This is a genomic window from Curtobacterium sp. PhB115, from assembly GCF_003752025.1.
GTDB lineage: Bacteria > Actinomycetota > Actinomycetes > Actinomycetales > Microbacteriaceae > Curtobacterium.
The window spans coordinates 826131-844141 of sequence record NZ_RJKR01000005.1; the positions used below are offsets into that span (position 1 = coordinate 826131).

15 protein-coding genes are annotated in these 18011 nt (G+C 65.1%); 4 read left to right on the forward strand and 11 right to left on the reverse strand.

Annotated features, from left to right (window positions below; all coding sequences use genetic code 11):
* Positions 1–2 precede the first annotated feature (2 nt).
* Genes EDF19_RS04140 through EDF19_RS04150 form a run of 3 tightly spaced genes read right to left on the reverse strand, consistent with a single transcriptional unit; the run spans position 3 to position 3273 of the window.
* On the reverse strand, positions 3–974 hold the full coding sequence (locus EDF19_RS04140; RefSeq protein ID WP_123679615.1) for a GDP-L-fucose synthase: 972 nt from the start codon (positions 972–974) through the stop codon (positions 3–5).
* Positions 974–2002: a GDP-mannose 4,6-dehydratase gene (gene gmd, locus EDF19_RS04145; RefSeq protein ID WP_123679616.1), complete on the reverse strand. Its 1029-nt coding sequence runs from the start codon at positions 2000–2002 to the stop codon at positions 974–976. The genes EDF19_RS04140 and gmd overlap by 1 nt, the downstream gene beginning before the upstream one ends.
* Positions 1999–3273, reverse strand: a complete 1275-nt coding sequence (locus EDF19_RS04150) for a glycosyltransferase family 4 protein (protein ID WP_123679617.1) — start codon at positions 3271–3273, stop codon at positions 1999–2001. Before EDF19_RS04150 ends, gmd begins: the two co-directional genes overlap by 4 nt.
* 188 nt (positions 3274–3461) lie before the next feature.
* On the opposite strand from EDF19_RS04150, the gene EDF19_RS04155 reads away from it, so the two are divergent.
* On the forward strand, positions 3462–4052 hold the full coding sequence (locus EDF19_RS04155; protein WP_123679618.1) for an acetyltransferase: 591 nt from the start codon (positions 3462–3464) through the stop codon (positions 4050–4052).
* Positions 4053–4057: 5 nt separating this feature from the next.
* Positions 4058–6298: a glycosyltransferase gene (locus EDF19_RS04160; RefSeq protein ID WP_185022660.1), complete on the forward strand. Its 2241-nt coding sequence runs from the start codon at positions 4058–4060 to the stop codon at positions 6296–6298.
* Positions 6299–6934: 636 nt separating this feature from the next.
* Here the strand turns inward: EDF19_RS04160 and EDF19_RS04165 are convergent.
* From EDF19_RS04165 to EDF19_RS04190, 7 genes are all read right to left on the reverse strand, one after another.
* Positions 6935–7954 (reverse strand): glycosyltransferase family 4 protein, encoded by a 1020-nt coding sequence (locus tag EDF19_RS04165; RefSeq protein WP_123679620.1) that lies wholly within the window; start codon positions 7952–7954, stop codon positions 6935–6937.
* The gene (locus EDF19_RS19530; protein WP_395859470.1) at positions 7954–9240 is read right to left on the reverse strand and encodes an O-antigen ligase; all 1287 of its coding nucleotides are present in this window, start codon (positions 9238–9240) and stop codon (positions 7954–7956) included. Before EDF19_RS19530 ends, EDF19_RS04165 begins: the two co-directional genes overlap by 1 nt.
* 1 nt (position 9241) lies before the next feature.
* Positions 9242–10141 (reverse strand): lipopolysaccharide biosynthesis protein, encoded by a 900-nt coding sequence (locus EDF19_RS04175; RefSeq protein WP_185022662.1) that lies wholly within the window; start codon positions 10139–10141, stop codon positions 9242–9244.
* A gap of 367 nt (positions 10142–10508) precedes the next feature.
* A complete protein-coding gene (locus EDF19_RS18790; RefSeq protein WP_148071029.1) occupies positions 10509–11582 on the reverse strand; it encodes a glycosyltransferase family 4 protein in 1074 nt (357 codons plus the stop codon).
* Positions 11582–13060 carry a sugar transferase gene (locus tag EDF19_RS04180; protein WP_260216913.1) on the reverse strand — a complete coding sequence of 493 codons (1479 nt, stop codon included), beginning with the start codon at positions 13058–13060 and terminating at the stop codon, positions 11582–11584. The genes EDF19_RS18790 and EDF19_RS04180 overlap by 1 nt, the downstream gene beginning before the upstream one ends.
* A complete protein-coding gene (locus tag EDF19_RS04185) occupies positions 13054–14007 on the reverse strand; it encodes a hypothetical protein (RefSeq protein ID WP_123679623.1) in 954 nt (317 codons plus the stop codon). The genes EDF19_RS04180 and EDF19_RS04185 overlap by 7 nt, the downstream gene beginning before the upstream one ends.
* Before the next feature lie 13 nt (positions 14008–14020).
* Entirely contained in the window at positions 14021–15457 is a 1437-nt protein-coding gene (locus EDF19_RS04190) for a polysaccharide biosynthesis tyrosine autokinase (RefSeq protein ID WP_123679624.1), read from the reverse strand.
* A 156-nt stretch (positions 15458–15613) separates the two neighbouring features.
* Between EDF19_RS04190 and EDF19_RS04195 the strand changes: the two genes are divergently transcribed.
* The gene (locus EDF19_RS04195) at positions 15614–16336 is read left to right on the forward strand and encodes a CPBP family intramembrane glutamic endopeptidase (protein ID WP_185022663.1); all 723 of its coding nucleotides are present in this window, start codon (positions 15614–15616) and stop codon (positions 16334–16336) included.
* Between the two features lie 46 nt (positions 16337–16382).
* Entirely contained in the window at positions 16383–17678 is a 1296-nt protein-coding gene (locus EDF19_RS04200; protein ID WP_123679626.1) for a PP2C family protein-serine/threonine phosphatase, read from the forward strand.
* A gap of 54 nt (positions 17679–17732) precedes the next feature.
* Here EDF19_RS04200 and EDF19_RS04205 read toward each other — a convergent pair whose 3' ends face one another.
* Positions 17733–17915: a hypothetical protein gene (locus EDF19_RS04205; RefSeq protein WP_123679627.1), complete on the reverse strand. Its 183-nt coding sequence runs from the start codon at positions 17913–17915 to the stop codon at positions 17733–17735.
* Between the last annotated feature and the right edge of the window lie 96 nt (positions 17916–18011).

Genomic DNA, 18011 nt, shown 5'->3' on the forward strand with positions numbered 1-18011 from the left:
CGTCACTCGCGGATGTGGTCGACGTTCTCTCGGTACCAGTCGATGGTGCTGCGCAGGCCGTCCTCGAGACCGATCCCGGCGCGCCAACCGGCGTCGCCGAGCTTCGAGACGTCCAGGAGCTTCTGGGGCGTGCCGTCCGGCTTCGAGGTGTCCCAGACGGTTTCACCGTCGAATCCGACGATCTTCGCGATCGTCTCGGCGATCTCCTTGATGGTGACGTCCGAGCCCGTGCCGACGTTGACCTGCTCCGGGCCGTCGTAGTGCTCCATGAGGTGCAACACGGCGGCAGCCATGTCGTCGACGTGCAGGAACTCCCGGCGTGGCGAACCGGTCCCCCAGTTCTCGACCTTGTCGGCGCCGTCGCGCACGGCCTCGTCGTACCGACGGATCAGCGCCGGCAGCACGTGCGAGCCGGTCGGCGAGAAGTTGTCGCCGGGCCCGTACAGGTTCGTGGGCATCGCCGAGATCCACGGCAGCCCGTGTTGGCGGCGGACTGCCTGCACCTGCATGATGCCGGCGATCTTCGCGATGGCGTACGCGTCGTTCGTCGGCTCGAGGTGCCCCGTCAGCAGGGAGTCCTCGTGGATCGGCTGCTCGGCGAACTTCGGGTAGATGCACGACGAGCCGAGGAACATCAATCGCTCGGTGCCGTGCTCGACGGCCGCGTCCATGACGTTGACCTGGATCTGCAGGTTCTCGCTGAGGAAGTCGTGCGGGAACGTGTTGTTCGCCATGATCCCGCCGACCTTCGCGGCGGCGAGGACCACGTACTTCGGCTTCTGCTCGGCGAAGAAGGCGAAGACACCGTTGCGGTCCTTCAGGTCGAGCTCGCTCGACGTTCGACCAACGAGGTCAGTGAAGCCGTCGCTCTCCAGCCGCCGCCATACTGCGGATCCGACGAGGCCGCGGTGTCCAGCGACGTACACACGCGCTGAACGATCCAGCGGACCGGCGGCGAAACCAGTCTCGGACATCAGGACTCCCAACTGGCGAGCTTGACCTTGTCGATCCACGGCCGACCTTCACATTCAAGCGCCTCGATGTCAGCGTCGACCATGATCCGCGCGAGCTCGGCCGTGTCGACCGTCGCTTCCCAGCCGAGCTTCTCCTTGGCCTTCGATGCATCGCCGACCAGCGCGTCCACCTCGGACGGGCGGAGGTACCGCTCATCGAACTTGACGTGGTCTTCCCAGTTCAACCCGGCGTGCGAGAACGCGGCCTCGAGGAAGTCCTTGACGGTGAAGTTGCCGCCCGTCGCCAGGACGAAGTCCTCGGGCTCATCGGCCTGCAGCATCCGCCACATGCCCTCCACGTACTCCGCCGCGTATCCCCAGTCACGAACGGAGTCGAGGTTGCCGAGGTACACGAACTGCTCCCGCCCGGCCTTGATCCGAGCAACTGCGCGGGTGATCTTGCGCGTCACGAACGTCTCACCGCGACGCGGTGACTCGTGGTTGAACAAGATCCCGTTGACCGCGAACATGCCGTACGCCTCGCGGTAGTTGCGGGTGACCCAGTAGCTGTAGACCTTCGCGGCTCCGTACGGGGAACGCGGCCAGAAAGGGGTCTCCTCGTTCTGCGGCGGCGGCGTCGCCCCGAACATCTCCGACGACGACGCCTGGTAGAAGCGCGTGTGGATGCCGGATACTCGAACCGCCTCCAGCATGCGCATCGTGCCCACGCCGGTCACGTCGCCGGTGTGTTCCGGCTCGTCGAACGACACGCGCACGTGCGACTGCGCGGCCAGGTTGTACACCTCGTCCGGCTTCAGCTCGCTGAGGAGACTGACAAGCCGCGCGCCGTCACCCAGGTCGCCGTAGTGCAGGAACAGCTTCGCCGCAGGCTCATGAGGGTCCTGGTACAGGTGGTCGATCCGGGAAGTATTGAAGGTCGAGGCCCGACGGATCAGTCCGTGCACCTCGTATCCCTTCCGGAGCAACAGCTCGGCCAGGTAGGAACCGTCCTGGCCGGTGATGCCCGTGATGAAGGCGCGTTTCGTCAATCGGTCCTCGTCTGCTGGGTGGTCTTCGGGTGGAACGCATCGAACCGACCAGGGCGGAGCGATGCGAAGAGCGAACCGAACTTCATGAGAGCTGCGTTCGGCGTCAGGTGCTGTTCGAGGAAGGACAAAGCGGATTTTCCGAACTCCCGAGCGGCCGCCTCGTCCGCTCCGAGCAGCAAAGCTTCGTCGAGGAGGGCGGAGGGGTCGCCTGCAGGCACCGCGCGCCCTGCGCCCGCCGTCAGCACCTCGTACTCGGTGACACTTCCGGGCTCCGTCGACGCGAGCACCGGCAATCCAGTGCTGAAGTACGACGTCAACTTGCTCGGCACCGCCATGCCTGAGATGCCTGGCGCTTCGTTCACCAACAACACGTCGGCGCTGTTCATCGCGGCGACGAACTCTTCGTCCGGCAACGAGTCGAGGAACACGAGTCGCTCGACGTCCGCGCCGAGCGCCTGGAGGCGCTGCCGCTGGTTCCCTCCGCCGAGCAAGACGAACCGGATGCGCTCCTGACGCTCGTCCGCAAGGCGAGCGGCCTCCACCACGTTCTCAAGTCCCTGCTTCACACCGATGTTCCCGGCGTGAAGGACCACTGTCTCGTCGGGCTGCCAGCCGAGTCTCGCTCGGACGGCCTGTCGATCGACCTGCTCAGGAGCCGATACGTGCGACCAGTTGCGGATCACGACGACTTGGTCGTGCCGCACGCCCAGCTCTCGGACGACGTGGTCCTTGAACCGATCGTGGATCACGACAACAGCATCCGAGTTTCGGAGCAGCCACGACTCGGCGCGACGAACCACCTTGGTCGCGAAACCGCCTTGCCCGGTCTCCTCAAGGCCCAACGAGTAGAGGTCCTGCACCCAAGTGACGACGGGGGCAGAACGCCGACGGAGTCGGGAACGAACCATCGCCACCGCCGACGAGAAGAGCGCAGGCGAAACCAGGACGACGACATCGGCGTTTCGCCATGACGCGAATGCCGCCCGGAAGCCGAACGTCAGCTCGGACAGCAGTCGGAGTACGCCCACGGGACGCGCCGGCAGGACATGACGCAGCCGAGTCACGTGCACGTCATCGTGGACGCTGGACCGCCGGCTCGGCGGCGCCTCGGGTCCGAAGGACCAGTCCGGGTAGTGGGGGAACGCAGTCAGCACGGACGTCTGGACGCCTGCCGCGGCCAAGCTCGAAGCGAGACCGCCGGTGTACGGCGCGATGCCGGTCGGTTCCGGCGGATAGTTCAATCCGACGAAGACGAGAGACCCCTGCTGCACCTGCAGACCATAACAGTTGCTCAGTTAACGGCAGGGGTCGACTCCATACTTGACCCCACAAGTGGCGGCACACGCCCGCCGAGCGACACTTGATGGATAGAGGCGTCTCTGGAAACAGGCTCATCACTGCCTAAGATGGCGCCGAGCAGTCTGGCGCCCCGGCGCCACCGGGGACAGGAGTTACAGCGATGCAGGCCGACACCGAGCCGACCCGCGTGATCCCTCTCGCCGCTGCACCAGGGGAACGACAGTCTTGGGGCCGCTCCCGCTTCACCGTTTACCTGTGGGGTGCCGTCGAGCTGCTCTTCGTCGCGAACCCGTGGCAAATATCCTCGAGACTCCGCGTCCAGGCGCTACGCGCTTTCGGTGCTGAGATCGGAACCGGCGTCATCTTCCGTCCGAGGACCAGAGTTCGCTTCCCTTGGAAGCTCCACATCGGAAACGACAGCTGGATCGGTGAGGGTGTCTGGTTTCACAATCAGGACCACATCCACGTCGGTCGCGATGTCGTGATCTCCCAGGAGACATTCCTCACGACCGGCAGCCACGCGCATCGGCGTGACATGGCGCTCCTGACTCGCCCCATCCACATCGAGGACGGCGTCTGGATCACGTCTCGATGCATGGTGCTCGGCGGGACGCGCATGGGGATGTCTTCGTTGGCGACGCCAATGTCGGTCGTGAGCGGCACCATCCGTGCGAACACGGTTGTCCAGGGAGCGCCGGCCGTTCCGGTCGGGAACCGGTTCGATGGTCACGACTTGGTCTCTCGACGATGAGGATCGTGCAGTTCGTTTCGTACGTTTCCGTCGACGGGGCGTTCGGCGGCCCGGTGGCCGTCGCTGCTGCACAAGCACAGGAACTTGCCCGCCAAGGCCACGACGTCACGCTCATCGCCGGCTGGGACGGCAAAGCCAGTCTCGTGATCCCGGGTGTGAAGGTTGTCCTCGCGCCTGTACAGCGCATGCCGAGAGCGAGGTTCTTGGGATTGCGGTCTCGGGCTGTGCGTGCCTGGATCCGAAGGAACGCAAAACGGATCGACGTCCTTCACATTCACTCGGGACGGCACATCCTCGACCTGGAAGTGGCGCGCGCAGCCAGACTGCTGGGCGTGCCGTACTTCCTGCAGACGCACGGGATGATTGCTCCGCGGCAACAACAGATCACTCGCATCCTCGACAGGCTGCTCACCGCCCCGGCGGTGCGCGGCGCACGAGCAACATTCACGCTCACTGACGCCGAGCACCTTGAGCTGGCAGCGTTGTTCCCGGGCGCGACGCTGGCCCCCACCCGGAACGGCGTGGCTCCCGTTGCCGTCAGCGATCCCCCCGGCAGAGGACGAGCGAGCGAAGTCTTGTTCATCGCCAGGTTGCATCCTCGCAAACGCGTCATGGCGTTCGCGGAGATGGCCGCGCTCGCCAGCGTGGGTCATCCCTGGTTGAACTTCGTCGTCATCGGCCCGGACGAGGGCGACCTTGGACGTCTGACGGAGTTCATCCGCGCGCACCCAGAGGTCCGCCTCTCCTACGAAGGCGCGCTCCCACCCGGTCGCGCAGCGGAGCGCTTGACCGGTGCCGTCGCTTACGTCCTGCCGAGCCGAGGGGAGGTTTTTCCGATGACGGTGCTCGAAGCGATCTCCGTCGACACGCCGGTCGTCCTGACTGACGATTGTGGCATCGCAGAGGACCTGCGTGCTCGTGGGGCGGCGCTGGTGAGCGACGGATCTCCGGCGTCACTTCGTGACCTGCTTCTCTCCATCGTCGACACTCCAGGTCTTCGTGACCGCTTGGTTAGTGCCATGCGTCTGGCGCTCCTTGACCAGTACTCGATCTCGAGCGTCGTGGGCGAACTTGTCCAGCACTACGAGCGTGAGCGGTCAGCTCAGCGTCCGGCCGTGGTCTGGCTCACGAACGCGGCTCCTCCATATCGTTTGCCGGTCTGGGAAGCATTCGCGGAGCGTGTCGACCTCGAGGTTTGGCTCCTCGAGAACGATCGCCGCCTCCAGCGCGATGACAACAATCGAGGTGACGACTGGCTCGTGGGCGAGTCTGCCAGCACATACCGCGTTCGATTCTTGAAGAGCTCCGTACTGCGGCGAGGCGAGGCGCGGCACTACATCACGGCGTCACTGCCGGTGCGCGCCCTCCGCGGGAAGGACGCGATCCTCATCGGGGGATGGGACTCGCCCGCGTACTGGTCTGCGTCGCTGGCTGCCCGGCTGGCTGGCGTGCGGCGAGTCGGTTTCTACGAGTCGCACCGACTATCCCAACAACACACCAGTGGCGCCATCGCGGCGTTGCGTCGGCTCTTCTTCCGCTCCCTCGACGGCGTGGTCGTACCCGGTACAGCGGCGCGGGACGCGCTCGACAAGGAAGGTATCGACACCAGGAAGATCGAGGTGGGCTTCAATGCCGTAGACGTGCAGGGCATCCGTCAGGCGACCGTTCGTGCGCGCGACATGCTCACCGATCCGGGCATGAACGTTGGGTACCGCCTCCTCTCGGTCGGTCAGCTGATCCCGCGGAAGAACATCGCAGCAGTGATCGACGCAATCTCGAGTCCTGAGCTGCGGAAGGCGACGCTCACCATCGTGGGCGTCGGGGACGAGGAATCGACGCTCCGCGCTCGAGCTGCGGCGCGCGGTGTGGCCGACCGCGTGACCTTCCTGGGATACGTTCCGGCGGCGGGGCTTCCGGACGTCTTCGCTGTTCACGACGTCCTCGTGCACGCCGCGACTGAAGAAGTGTGGGGGCTTGTGGTGAACGAAGCCCTCGCGGCAGGGCTCGGGGTCGCGGTGGCGCGGAGCGCCGGCGTGGCTCAGTCGGTCGACGGAATGCGTGGCGTTCGCCTGACGGGGACGACCAGCCGCGAGATCAGCAGAACGCTCGTCGCGATGCTTCCATTTTCGCACGAATCGGACCCAGCTATCTTGCAGCACACCCCCGAGGCATTCTCGCGCACATTCGAACGCGCGCTCCTCCCGGCCGTCGAAGCCGCACCCCACGAAGATAGCCCATCGCGATAATCGCAAGTGTGGCGGTGCTGGCGGCCAGCTTTGTCCTGCTCCGGCGCCACACTGCCGCACTTCCCGGCCTCATCCTGGGAGCTCTCTTTCTCGACTTCGCCATCAGCGGGGCAAGCGTGTGGAATTGATCTAGCGATGAGAACGGTGCCGGACTCCCAGCAGATCGACACCGGCGAGCGGCTCCAATTGGCACGCGCGAACATCGTCGCCATCGCAGCATCGGGAGCGGCCGCCGTCAGAGTTCTCCGACCGTTGATCGGGATCGCCGCGTTCGTGGTCTCAGCCTTCACTGACTGTCGCGGCATCCGGCTGGCGGCAATCGTCCTGGCGCTCACCTGGCGGACCCTCACGGTATCGGTTGGAACTCGCCTAGCTGCAGTTCCCACCGAAAAAGATCGCGCCGCTTCCCGACCAGCTCTCGTCGAGCGGCCGCCGCACCTGTCCGCCTGCCTCAGCAGACACAGCGGAACCTAGCTGAGAGGGCTACTGCCCCCAATCGTCCTCGAAGAAGGCAGATGCGGAAACGAGGGAGCGCTGTATAACCAAAAGCTGACGGCCCGCGTACTGCCAGAGCATCTGGGACAGAATCCGACTTCACCAAGCGGATCCGTGCTAACCGACAGTGTCGCGCTAATCTCACACGCCCTCTTTGCCACTTTTACGCAGAACCTCAGCCATGAGCTCCATGTAGCGTGCCGCCGTACGAGCGATGGAATAAAAATCGGCCACCCTCCCCGCAGCGCCGCGCGCATGATCGCCGAGTTCATTCAGATTCCCGATTGCGCCTAAAACGGCCCGCTCGGCAGATGACGCGTCGCCCGCAATGAACTCGGTGCGAGGCAACCAGTCGGGGAGCGTTTCACCGACGGAGTCAGAACAGACGATCGGAACTCCAGCCGCAGCCGCTTCCAAAAGTCCGACGCTGAAGGCTTCCCTGTCCGAGGGGTGAAACAGCAAATCGGTTCCAGCCAGCACCGGTGCAACGTCCTCTATAGCCCCGGGGAAGAACATTGGCGAGGCCGCTTCGAATCGCCGCATCAGAGATGCCACTTTTGGGGACTCGATGTTCATCGGCCCCCACCATCGCAAACGCACATCGGGACTTGAGATGCGCTCAGCGACCTCGATCCAGAGTTCAGGATTCTTTTGCTCCACGATTCTCGCGATCGTATTAACGCGAACGATCTCCACATCCTCGTGACTGATCCGATTGAATGAGGAGGCGATGCCATTGGGGATGACCCTCGTCGGTGCAGCCGGAAAACGACTCCGGTAGGCCCGTGCCTGACTCTCAGATACAGCTACGATCGCGGACGACTTGTGCAGCAGGAGTCGCTCGACAACTCGAAGAGTGCGCGATTCGAAATCGTCCACAGCGCTATGCAGAACGGATATCACCGGCAGGCCTTTGCGTGCGGCGGCCCGTGCGTAGAGGTTAGGGAGCGCGGAATGAGAGACAACAACGTCCGCAACTGTAGCTCGCAGTCGTCGGCGAAGGGAGAAAAATCGACTGATCGGATTCTTCGACTTGTCACCCTCAAGGTACAGGGTTGACACCCTAACGCCCGGCATCGCGCACCACGCGTCTTCGAGAGCCGCCGCCAGGGATTCCGCCCCGCCTACTCGCGGACTTAGGAGAACCTGGACAATGTGCATTAGCCTTCAACCTCCGAACGGCCAGCTCGCCCTCTGGCACCCAGGTCACCAGAAATTCCCCGCACTGGGGAGCTCTGGCACACCATAAGAATGAAGGTGAGGAAGGCCGGATACAGGTAAGTGCGCCCCGGTAGCGACGTCACCTCGGTGAGGCCGGAGGCTAGCCATATCCCGATCATTGCGACGCACAACGATTGGACGCCTGGTGTCGCTCGAGACTGAGTGGCCGAAAAGAGTATCACAGCCATGCACGCAATCCCCCAGGCACCAGCAGTTACTAGAATCTCGACGGCCATGTTGTGAGTCGAGTAATTCGCCTGGAGTTGAGCTGTCGCAGCCTGTCTCACCCAGTAAGACGCTCCGTGGCCGAAAATCGGGCTCCGCGGCACGAGTTCGTCAGTCGCGATCTGCCAAAGAGTGGCGCGGCCGGTGAACGAACCGGCGCTCCACCGCAAGAACGGCAAGGCCGCAACAGCTACCGTCAGGAGGCCCGCCGCCACAAAGACCATTCTGTCGGCAGCCCTATGCCCGCGCATCGACGACGACTCTCTCCAGTAGGCCCCTCGCACGAGCGAGAACCCTAGACCCGCAACGAGGATCGCAAAACCAGACCGACTACTCGTTAGATCAACCAGCACGAAGCCGGCCGCCGCTACAAGCATCCACCGCTTCAAGTCCCTCACGTTGAGAAGCGCGAGCCCAATCATCACAGCGAGGCAAACACCGAGCGCGTTGCCCGTCCCTTCCGGTCCGAGCGCACTACCCCATATCGAGCATTTATCTCCCCGGCAAGAGCCAATCAGCTGTGGTCCTTTAAGGATAAGAAGAACTGCGAGCACCATGGCAGCCAACCGTGCCGCGTCCGAAACCGCGAGGAACAGCGAACTTTTGTCATACCCGCTCGCCGGAACAATGATTGCTGGAAGCAAGACGCTCAGTGACAAGAGCAGAATCGTGAGATCACCAGATGGAAGGGCGAAAGCGAACGGAACCGTCAGGAACAGTAACAGACCTGCACCAATTGCGCTGAGAGCCGCACCCCTGCGAACGTTTGATAGCACTAACAGCACGGAAACGACGCAAATTGGCGCCACTTGTAGCGCGAGCGAGCTTGACGGGCTAATATTCGGGTTCAACAACGTAGGTAGAGTTGTGACGACGCCAGAGGCAAGGCCCAGCGTCGCCCACCAGTACTCCACTCTTCGCCGGGAGCCCCTCACCCGCGGTTGGCACCCCATGACGACAACAAGGCACGCTGAGAGCGCAACAATTGACGTCATATTCATTTCAATTCCGCCACTCGAGCGCCTTACGTTTCGTATAGACTCCCCAGGCTAGGAGAATGAAGTTCACTATCTGGAGGCCGAGGTACGCCCACCCCGCACCGATCGCGCCAAACAAATGGCCAAGCAGCCCTACGGCGATAAGTTGCGCTACCGCTGCGAGGAGCGTCACGCGGCCAACGTATCGATCGAAACCCCTAGCCTGAAGGAAGGCTGCGCAGGGTTGGTTAATGACCGCAGGGATAGTTCCAAGTGCAAGGAGCGCGAGAACCGGTCCAGCGCCGTCGTAGTGGGATCCGAGCAGGAAGTCCGTTATCGTCGGCGCAACGAGGGCCATCACCAAGCAGACAAGTACCGCTAGGAGAAGCAGCCAACTGGACCGACGTGCGACCTTCCACGCTTCCCGCTGGGAGCGCTCCTTCGCGATGAAGGGCACGGCCGCGGAAGAGAACGCAGTAGCGAGAAGCCCCATCGGTTGGGTCCATCTATTCACAGAGCCGTAGACACCACCAACCGACGCACCGCCGACGGCCGTGAGTAGTGGCAGGTCTAAGCCCTGTATCGCGCCAGCAACACTGAAGGTGCCGTAGTGGAGCGAGCCACGCCACGGAAAACGGATCCGGACACCCGGCTGCGTGTCTCGGAAGTCGGCGCGACCGAGCCAACTCGACAAACTCCCCCCTACGAGCGGGCCGATTGCCACGGCTAGTGCCAACGCGACCGTTGGGTCAGCGCCCCCGCAAATCAATACGACAGCAGCAATGGCAACCGCCGACCGGTCGGCTAATTGCACTAATGCTACTACGTGTGAACGTGCAGCAGCGCGTAGCCGCACCTGGGTAGTAAGTGAGATCGACGTGGCGGCCATCACGGACGGCGTTACCCACCAGTAGTCGAACCGCATGACTGCGAGGATACCTGCAAAGGCGAGAACCGATGCTGCTAGAAAGGCTAGCTTGCCCTTCTGGGCCGCAGAGTGATCGGTGGCTAGTAGAGTGCCCCGAGCTAGGTCCCGCGTCCACATCGAAGAAGTTCCAAAGTCAAATAGACTAGCTGCCGAAAGCCCGAATGCGATAGCCGATGCGACGGCCCCGAATTCTGCGACTGACGAAACCCGAGCCGCTAGGAGATAGACGGCTGCCAGGATAAGCTGAGATATTCCCGCCGCAGCGGCAAGTGCTATAGCCTGACCACTGAGTCCAGTAAGTTTTGCCCTCAACCCTTGCGCCCGCTTTCGCCATGACCTCGAGGACGCGACACTGCCATCGCGTTCACCACCATTCCAGAAGAGGATCGGTGAAGGAATTCGTCTCCTCCGCGAGAACCCTTTCCGGTCGAGGTGATTCCAATGAGAGCGCCATCGCGCCGGCAATCGCCTCTGCATTGAGCGGGACCCATCGGCCGACACCTAGTCTTCGCGCGTCGTCTCTAAGCGAAGAAGCTCCAGCCGCCAATACCGCCGTTCCCATTGCGCCAGCTTTCCCCAATATGCCGCTCGGCCCTTCGTTCGAGTGAGCTAGGACTACGCAGTCGACGGCGGCGATCCTGCTGTCGAGTTCGATGTCGGAGTGTCGACGGTTGTCGACGATGACTGGCAGCCCTTGTCGTCGGGCCTTAGCGACGGCGCGCATGACATCATCAAAATACTCACCGTCGATACGGCCCGCAATCAAGACACCAGCACGCGCTTGGTCCAGGTTCCTCAGTGCACCCTGGAGTACCAGCTCGACGTTTTTTCGCCGCGAAATTGCCCCGATCACCGCGAACCAATATTCCGCCCCAGTCAGATCGCTCCGAGCAACAGCGATGCTCTCGTCGGTGGCGGTGTTGGAAATCGGATCTATGGCGGTTCGCAGTCCTGATCGGGGCTCGGATCCGGGGGACCTCAGGACGAACACGTGCATGTTTGGCATGCTGTCGGTCCGCCGAATTGCGCGGTCTCGAATGTTCTGCTTGAGCCACGTGACGGCTCTATATCGGGACGGATGGACCTTCTCGCGCATTATAAGTGCATTAACGCGGAGGGGGTGCCTCGATCGCATTCTTTTAGCCCGTGCAAGAACATACCGATCTCCATCGGGGACCACGACGAGATCAGCATTCGATTCATTCGCCAAGCGGCGGACTTCTTTCAACGAAGTCGAATGCGCCGCAAGCACTTCCACTCGGTCGCGATCAAGGCTGTCCCAAAGCTGCGCTTCCTGCGGAAGTGTTTCTCCTTCATTGGACATCGCGATTGTCACTTCAAACCGGGCACTTAGGGCTCGTCTAGCCAGCAGCTCAACATAATAGAGCCGATGGCCGTCCGAATTTGGTTCAACAATCAATACGCGGTTGGGTGACATCAGTAGGCTCCGCTCCCGCCAGCAACCGCCCGGATTGTCTTCCAGAGAACTATCGTATCCCCGATCAGCGACCAGTTGTCGACGTAGTAGAGGTCGAGGCGAACCGAATCCTCCCATGACAAATCCGAGCGCCCACTCACCTGCCAAAGACCCGTTATCCCCGGCTTCACGAGGAACCGCCGGTGGACGTGGAGGTCGTAGCGCTCGACCTCGCGCTGCAGCGGCGGCCGGGGCCCGACGAGGGACATGCTCCCGGTCAGCACGTTGAACAACTGCGTCAGCTCATCCAGGCTGAACCGACGCATGAAGCCACCAACACGCGTGACGCGGGGGTCGTTCTTCATCTTGAAGAGCACCGTGTTGCCCTCGGCCCGATCAAGCGCGCTGAGCTCCTGCACCCGTTCTTCGGCGTCGACGACCATCGATCGGAACTTGATCATGCGGAATTGCTTGCCGTTCAGGCCGACGCGTTCCTGCAGGAACAGCACTGCGCCCGGTGAACTGGCCTTCACGGCGAGGGCGAGCACGAGGAAGACCGGCGAGAGCAGGACGATGAGGAGTGAGGACGCGACGATGTCGAAAGCACGCTTCGTGTAGAGTTTCCGCCCTTCGTACGTCGGAGTCTCGATGTGGATGAGCGGCAGCCCCTGCACCGGGCGCGTGTGGATGCGTGGACCCCCGATGTCGGTCAGACTCGGCGCAACCACGAGGTGCTGCTTACCCGGTTCGAGGGTCCAGCTGAGTTCACGGACTCGTTCCGGGGGAAGGTCGTCGGCGCTGGTGATGACGACGGTGTCGGCGCCGCTCTCCGCGAGCGCTGCGTGCAGGTCGTCGAAGCCGCCGTAGCTGCGGATCGAGGAACCAGGCAAGTCTCCGATGTGACCGCTCGACACGGCGGCCCCGAGCACTCGGTAGCCGGCCTCCGGCGTGCGCGCGAGTTCGCGTGCGATGTGCAGGACGCTGGGGATCGACCCCACCAGCAGCACCTTCGCCGAGTATCTGCCCGCCTGCCGTTGCGCGACCAACCACTGCCGCCACATCCACCGTGAGAGCAAAAGGAAGACGATGCCGACCGGGAAGGCGATGAGGACGTACCCGCGCGCGAGGTCGACATGGAACAAGAAGGCGGCGATGGCCAGGATCCCGAAGACCCTGATGCTCGAGTCGGCCACGAGCCGGTACTCGACGCTCCCCACGCCGAGGACACGGGCACCACGAGTCTCGTAGACCGCTAACGCAGCGAGCCAGATGAGGATGACGACCACCGAGATACCGGTGTAGCTCAGCCGCAGGTCGTTCTCGTTCGCCGCCAGGTTGGAGTCGATCCCGAGCCACGCGATCTGCACGCCGAAGACGACCCAGAACAGGACGAGGAAATCGGTGAACAGGACGCGCCGGCTGTACGAGCGGCTCCAGTCCATTGTCGAGGCCTCGATCGTGCGTGGCTCGGCCGCACGGCCCATCTCTCCGTTCACCACGTCACACCGCCGTCACCCGACACGAGCACGTCGTCACCAGCCCAGAGCCAGACGGCCGCTCCGGCACGAGTGAGGACGATCGGGTCTTCCGCATCCGCATCGTCGGCACATCCGATCGGGGTGACTGTCGTCGCCGCGGTCACATCGCTCGCGGGCATCGACACGATCTGCACGCCGCCGCAGACGTCCGCCCCACTGCGAGCGAGCGTGTAGCTGCTGCCGTTCACCGCGAGTGAGCGGACACCCTTGACGGGCACCTCGACCCAAGCCGTCGTGCCGGTTCGCCACTGGACTGCCTGGCTGCAGACGACGGCGGTGGTCCGCTCCCCCTGGAACGCCTCGATGGGGTCGACGCAGGGCGAGTCGACGGTCCCGGAGGACAGGAGGAGGCCGTCGGGTCCGATACCGGCCCCGGCTGCCCCGGACGCGCCTGGCTGCCAGGTCGTTCCGTCGTCGGTCGACGTGCTGGCCCGCGGTTCGCAGTCGTCGCCTGACGCCACGATGACAGAGACGTTCTCGGTGCCTGCGCGCAGCGCCAGCACCGCACCGGTCTCAGCCCCGAGACCGACAGCAGTCCACGTCGCTCCCCCGTCCACGGTGTGTTCCAGCACCCCGTTGGTTCCGCCACACATCCCACCGGAGGCACGCCATGCCTCCAGGCTGTCGACTGCGGACAGCAGACGGCGGCCGGGCGTGACCATCCCTGCGGGATCCGCCGTTGCGGAGCCGGACGGCTTCGCGGACGTGGACGGCGTCGGCATCGGCTTGCTGGAGAAGGTCGGGACGGGGCCCGTGGTGCCGTTGGAGGTGGGCGCGGTGCGCGCGAGCGCGAGGGCGACGAGCAGCACGTCGACGATCACCAGGACCACGACGATCACGGCGACCCAGACGAGCGTGCGGCGCGAGAAGACGCTGCCGAGGCTTCGGGATCCTCGGCGGGGACTCACGCGGCGACCATCGTCAACGTTCGGCTCCGCGGAAGGCGCCGATGCGGCCGCGCTTCGGGGGCTTCGGCATGGGGGTGTCGTCGTCCTGCAGGCCGTAGCCGTACGCGTAGCCGTAGCGGCCGTAGCCGTAAGCACCCGGCCCCTTGGTCGGCATCATCGTCATGACGAAGCCGGCGATCGGGGCGCCGACGTTCTCGAGCGCGCTGACGGCACCGGCGAGCTGGCCCTTGTGCGTACGGCCGGAGGCGACGGCGACGATGGCGCCGGAGGCCTTCTTCGCCAGGATCGCGGCGTCGGTGACGGGCAGGAGCGGCGGGGCGTCGAAGAGCACGTAGTCGAACTGCTGCTCGAGGCCGGCGATCAGGTCCTGCATGGCGCGGGAGCCGAGGAGCTCGGAGGGGTTCGGCGGGATCTGACCGGCAGGCAGGACCACGAGGTTGCCGCGGCCCCACGGGACGGCGACGTCCTCGACGGTCGCTCGTCCGATGAGCACGTCGGTCAGGCCGGCGTTGCCCTCGAGGTCCATGTAGGTGGCGACCTTCGGGCGTCGGAGGTCCGCGTCGATCAGGATCACGCGGAAGCCGGCGCTGTCGAGCGCGATGGCGAGGTTCGCGACCGTGGTGCTCTTGCCCTCGGACTGCACGGAGGACGTCATCACGAAGGTGCGTGAGCCGGTGCCGAGGTCGAGGAACTGCAGGTTGGTGCGCAGGGTGCGGAAGGACTCGGCGCGAGGGCTGCGCGGGTCCACCTGCACGATGAGCGGGCGCTCGGAGGCCTTGCTGTCGTAGGCGATGCCGCCGACGACCGGCTTCTCGCTGATCTTCTCGACGTCCGACTCGGTACGCACGCGGTTGTCGAGGGTCTCGCGCAGGACGGCGACGCCGACGCCGAGCGCGAGGCCGACGAGCAGGCCGAGCACGACGTTGACCGGCACGTTCGGACTGACCGGGGCGCTCGGGACCTGGGCTTCCTTGACGCGGGTCAGCTTCACGGTGCTCGTGCCGTCGGCGTCGGTCGCTTCGATGTTCTGGACGACGTTGGTCAGACTCTCGGACGTCGCGTTCGCGATGTCGGCCGCCTGCTTCGCGTTCGTGTCGTTCACGGTGATCGAGATCAGCGTGGTGTTGAGCGGCGCATCCGACGTGACGATCTCGGCGAGCTCGTCCGACGTCATGTCGAGCTTGAGGCTCGAGATCACGGGCAGGAGCACGATCGGCGTCTCGACGAGGTTCGAGTACGTCAGCACGCGCTGCTGCGTGAAGGTGTTGCCCTGGGCGAGGTCGCTCGCGCTGCCGCTCGTCTGCGTCGAGACGAAGACCTGCGCCGAGGCGGAGTACACGGGCTGCTTGAGCAGTGAGAAGCCCGCCGCAGCGGCCACCCCGACCAGTGCCAGCACCAGGATGAAGACCCATCCCTTGCGCAAGACCGCGATGTAGTCGCGTAGCTCCACGCGGCACCCTTCCCCGGAAGTCGCCGCGCCCTGCAAGTCCCGTCACAGGTCGGCCGGGATTCTCCCAGCGTTCGGCATGGAAATACTGCCATACCGATGAGTCGCGCTCGGGTCGACGGGCACAACGTCTCGTTCCGTGTCCCGTACGGTGTCGACATGCAGCCCGAACCGGACGCGCCGACCGTCGCCCGCCCTTCCTCGGCGGTGCGGGACCTGCAGGTCGTCGTGATCGCGCTCCTGGTCGCCGTGCTCCTCTCCCGCATCGTCGGCGGCGTCGCCCGGACTGGGGGTCTGCCGTCGCCGATCGTGCAGGTGCTCGCCGCCGACCTGGCCGTGTGGGTGCCCCTCGTGCTCGCCGTCGGGTGGGTGTTCCGGAGTTCCTCTCCGTCGGTACTCGTCCGGCGCCTCGGGCTCGGCTGGGCCGACGTCGTCGCGGCGATCGGGATCGTCATCGTCTGCCGCGGGCTCGACGCCGCGCTGTCCGTCGTGTTCTTCGGGGCTACGGGATTGACACCGCAGGTGACCCTCGGGCCCCCGGACGTGCTGCTCCTCGTCGTCTCGGCCATCGGCGTGTGCCTGGTCAGTCCGGTGCTCGAGGAGATCGTGTTCCGCGGGATCATGCAGCGCCGGCTGTCGGCCGAGCTGACTCCGCGCACACGGTTCCTCGCGGTGCTGGTGACCGCGTTCGCGTTCGCGTTGCTGCACGTGTCGATCAATCCAGCGGTGTCGTCGGTGGCGGGGTTCGAAGTCTTCGTGACGACGTTCGTGCTCGGCCTGCTGACGGGGACGCTCGTCGCCATGACCGGCCGGATCGGCGGCGCGATCCTGGCGCACGTCCTGTTCAACACCGTGGCGGTCGTGCTCACCTGGCCCCGCTGAGCCAGAGGGCGCGATGACGCTCCCCGACCGGTAACGTCCTTCTCGAATGTCTCGCACAACCAGCGTCCTCGAGAGCCCCCTTGCGCGGCAGGCTCCGCTGAGCGCGCTGTTGGCACTCGGCGCGGTCCTCACCCTCGTGGTGCCGTCCCTCCGCGTCACGGACGACGGCCTGTTCGTCGCGAGCCTCGTGGGCACCGGCGTCGCGACGATCGTGTCCGCGCTGGCGTTGGCGTTCCCCCGCGCCGTCGGACTGGTGCCGGTGTTGCTGGTGCTCGACTTCGTGGCGATCGCACTGTTCCGGACGAGCACTGGCGCGGGGGCCTCGGTCTTCACCTCGCTCATCGTCCTGCCGGTCGTCTGGTGCGGGTCCCTGCGCGGGCGACTGAACGTGGTCTGGGCGGTGTTGGGTGTGACGTTCGTGATCCTCGCGCCGTACTTCCTGACGCCGACGAACGTCCCCGGCGCGAGCGAACTCGTCCGTCTCGGCGTCACCGTGATCGTGTTCGGGACGGTCGCGGCGGTCGTGCAGGAGCTCTCGCGGCGAGCGCGGCGGAACGTCCGCGATGCTCAGCGGGGCGAGGAGCGCGTCCGCGCGGAGATCGATCGGGCCGCCGCCGTCCAGCGGTCCCTGCTCCCGACGTCGACCGACCACCTGGGCGCTGACGTCGCGGTGGCGGGCGCCTGTCTGCCGGCGAAGTCGGTCGGTGGTGACTTCTTCGACTGGTACGAGACGAACACCGGGATCGCCGTCAGCCTCGGTGACGTGATGGGCAAGGGCGTGGGAGCCGGACTCATCGCGGCGGCCGTCCGTGCCACGGTCCGGAGCGCCCGCACCGTCGACGACCCGTCCGAGGCGCTCCTGCGTGCAGCCGACGGGCTCGCCGCCGAGGGCAGCGTGACCGACGTGACCTTCACCACGCTGTTCCACGCGCGCATCTCGGCGGACGGCACCTTCCGGTGGGCGGACGCGGGCCACGGCCTGAGCCTGGTGCTCCGGGCGGACGGTGACGTGGATCGCCTCCGCTCGAGTGACCTCCCGCTCGGGATGGGTCTCCGCGACGAGTGGGCGACGACCGAGGGGTTCCTCGAGCCGGGCGACCTGCTCATCTCGTTCAGCGACGGCGTGCTCGATCTGTTCGGTGGTCGCGAGGACACCGTCGACGCCGTGGCCGATCTCGCACGGTCCTGCGGTTCCGAGCCCACGGCACTCGTGGCGGCGCTCTCCGCACGGGCGGACGAGGTGGCGCACGACGACGACGTGACCGTGATCGCGATCAGGCGAGCGCCGGTCTCCGTCGAGTCCGGAGCGCTGCCCGCGCACCCCGCGCAGGAACGGGCATGACGAGGTCAGTCGCCGACGGGTGACTCCTGCTCCCGGCGCATCCGGCAGCACCGCTCAGAGCGCCCGCGAGAAGCAGATCGACTCGGGGTCGTCCTGGTACGCCCCGAACGGACGGATCCGCACGAACCCGTTCCGCAGGAACAGCGCGGCCGCGTGCGGTTGCCGCAGCCCCATCTCCGCCACGACCGCGGGTGCCTGCAGCTCTTCCGCCTGCGCGAGCAGTTCGAGCAGCAGCACGTCGCCGACGCCCCGGCCCGCTGTACAGGCGGTCGACCTCGATCCGGGCGGCGGCGCGCAGCCGGACGGCGTCCTCGTGGTCGAAGGGCTCGGCCG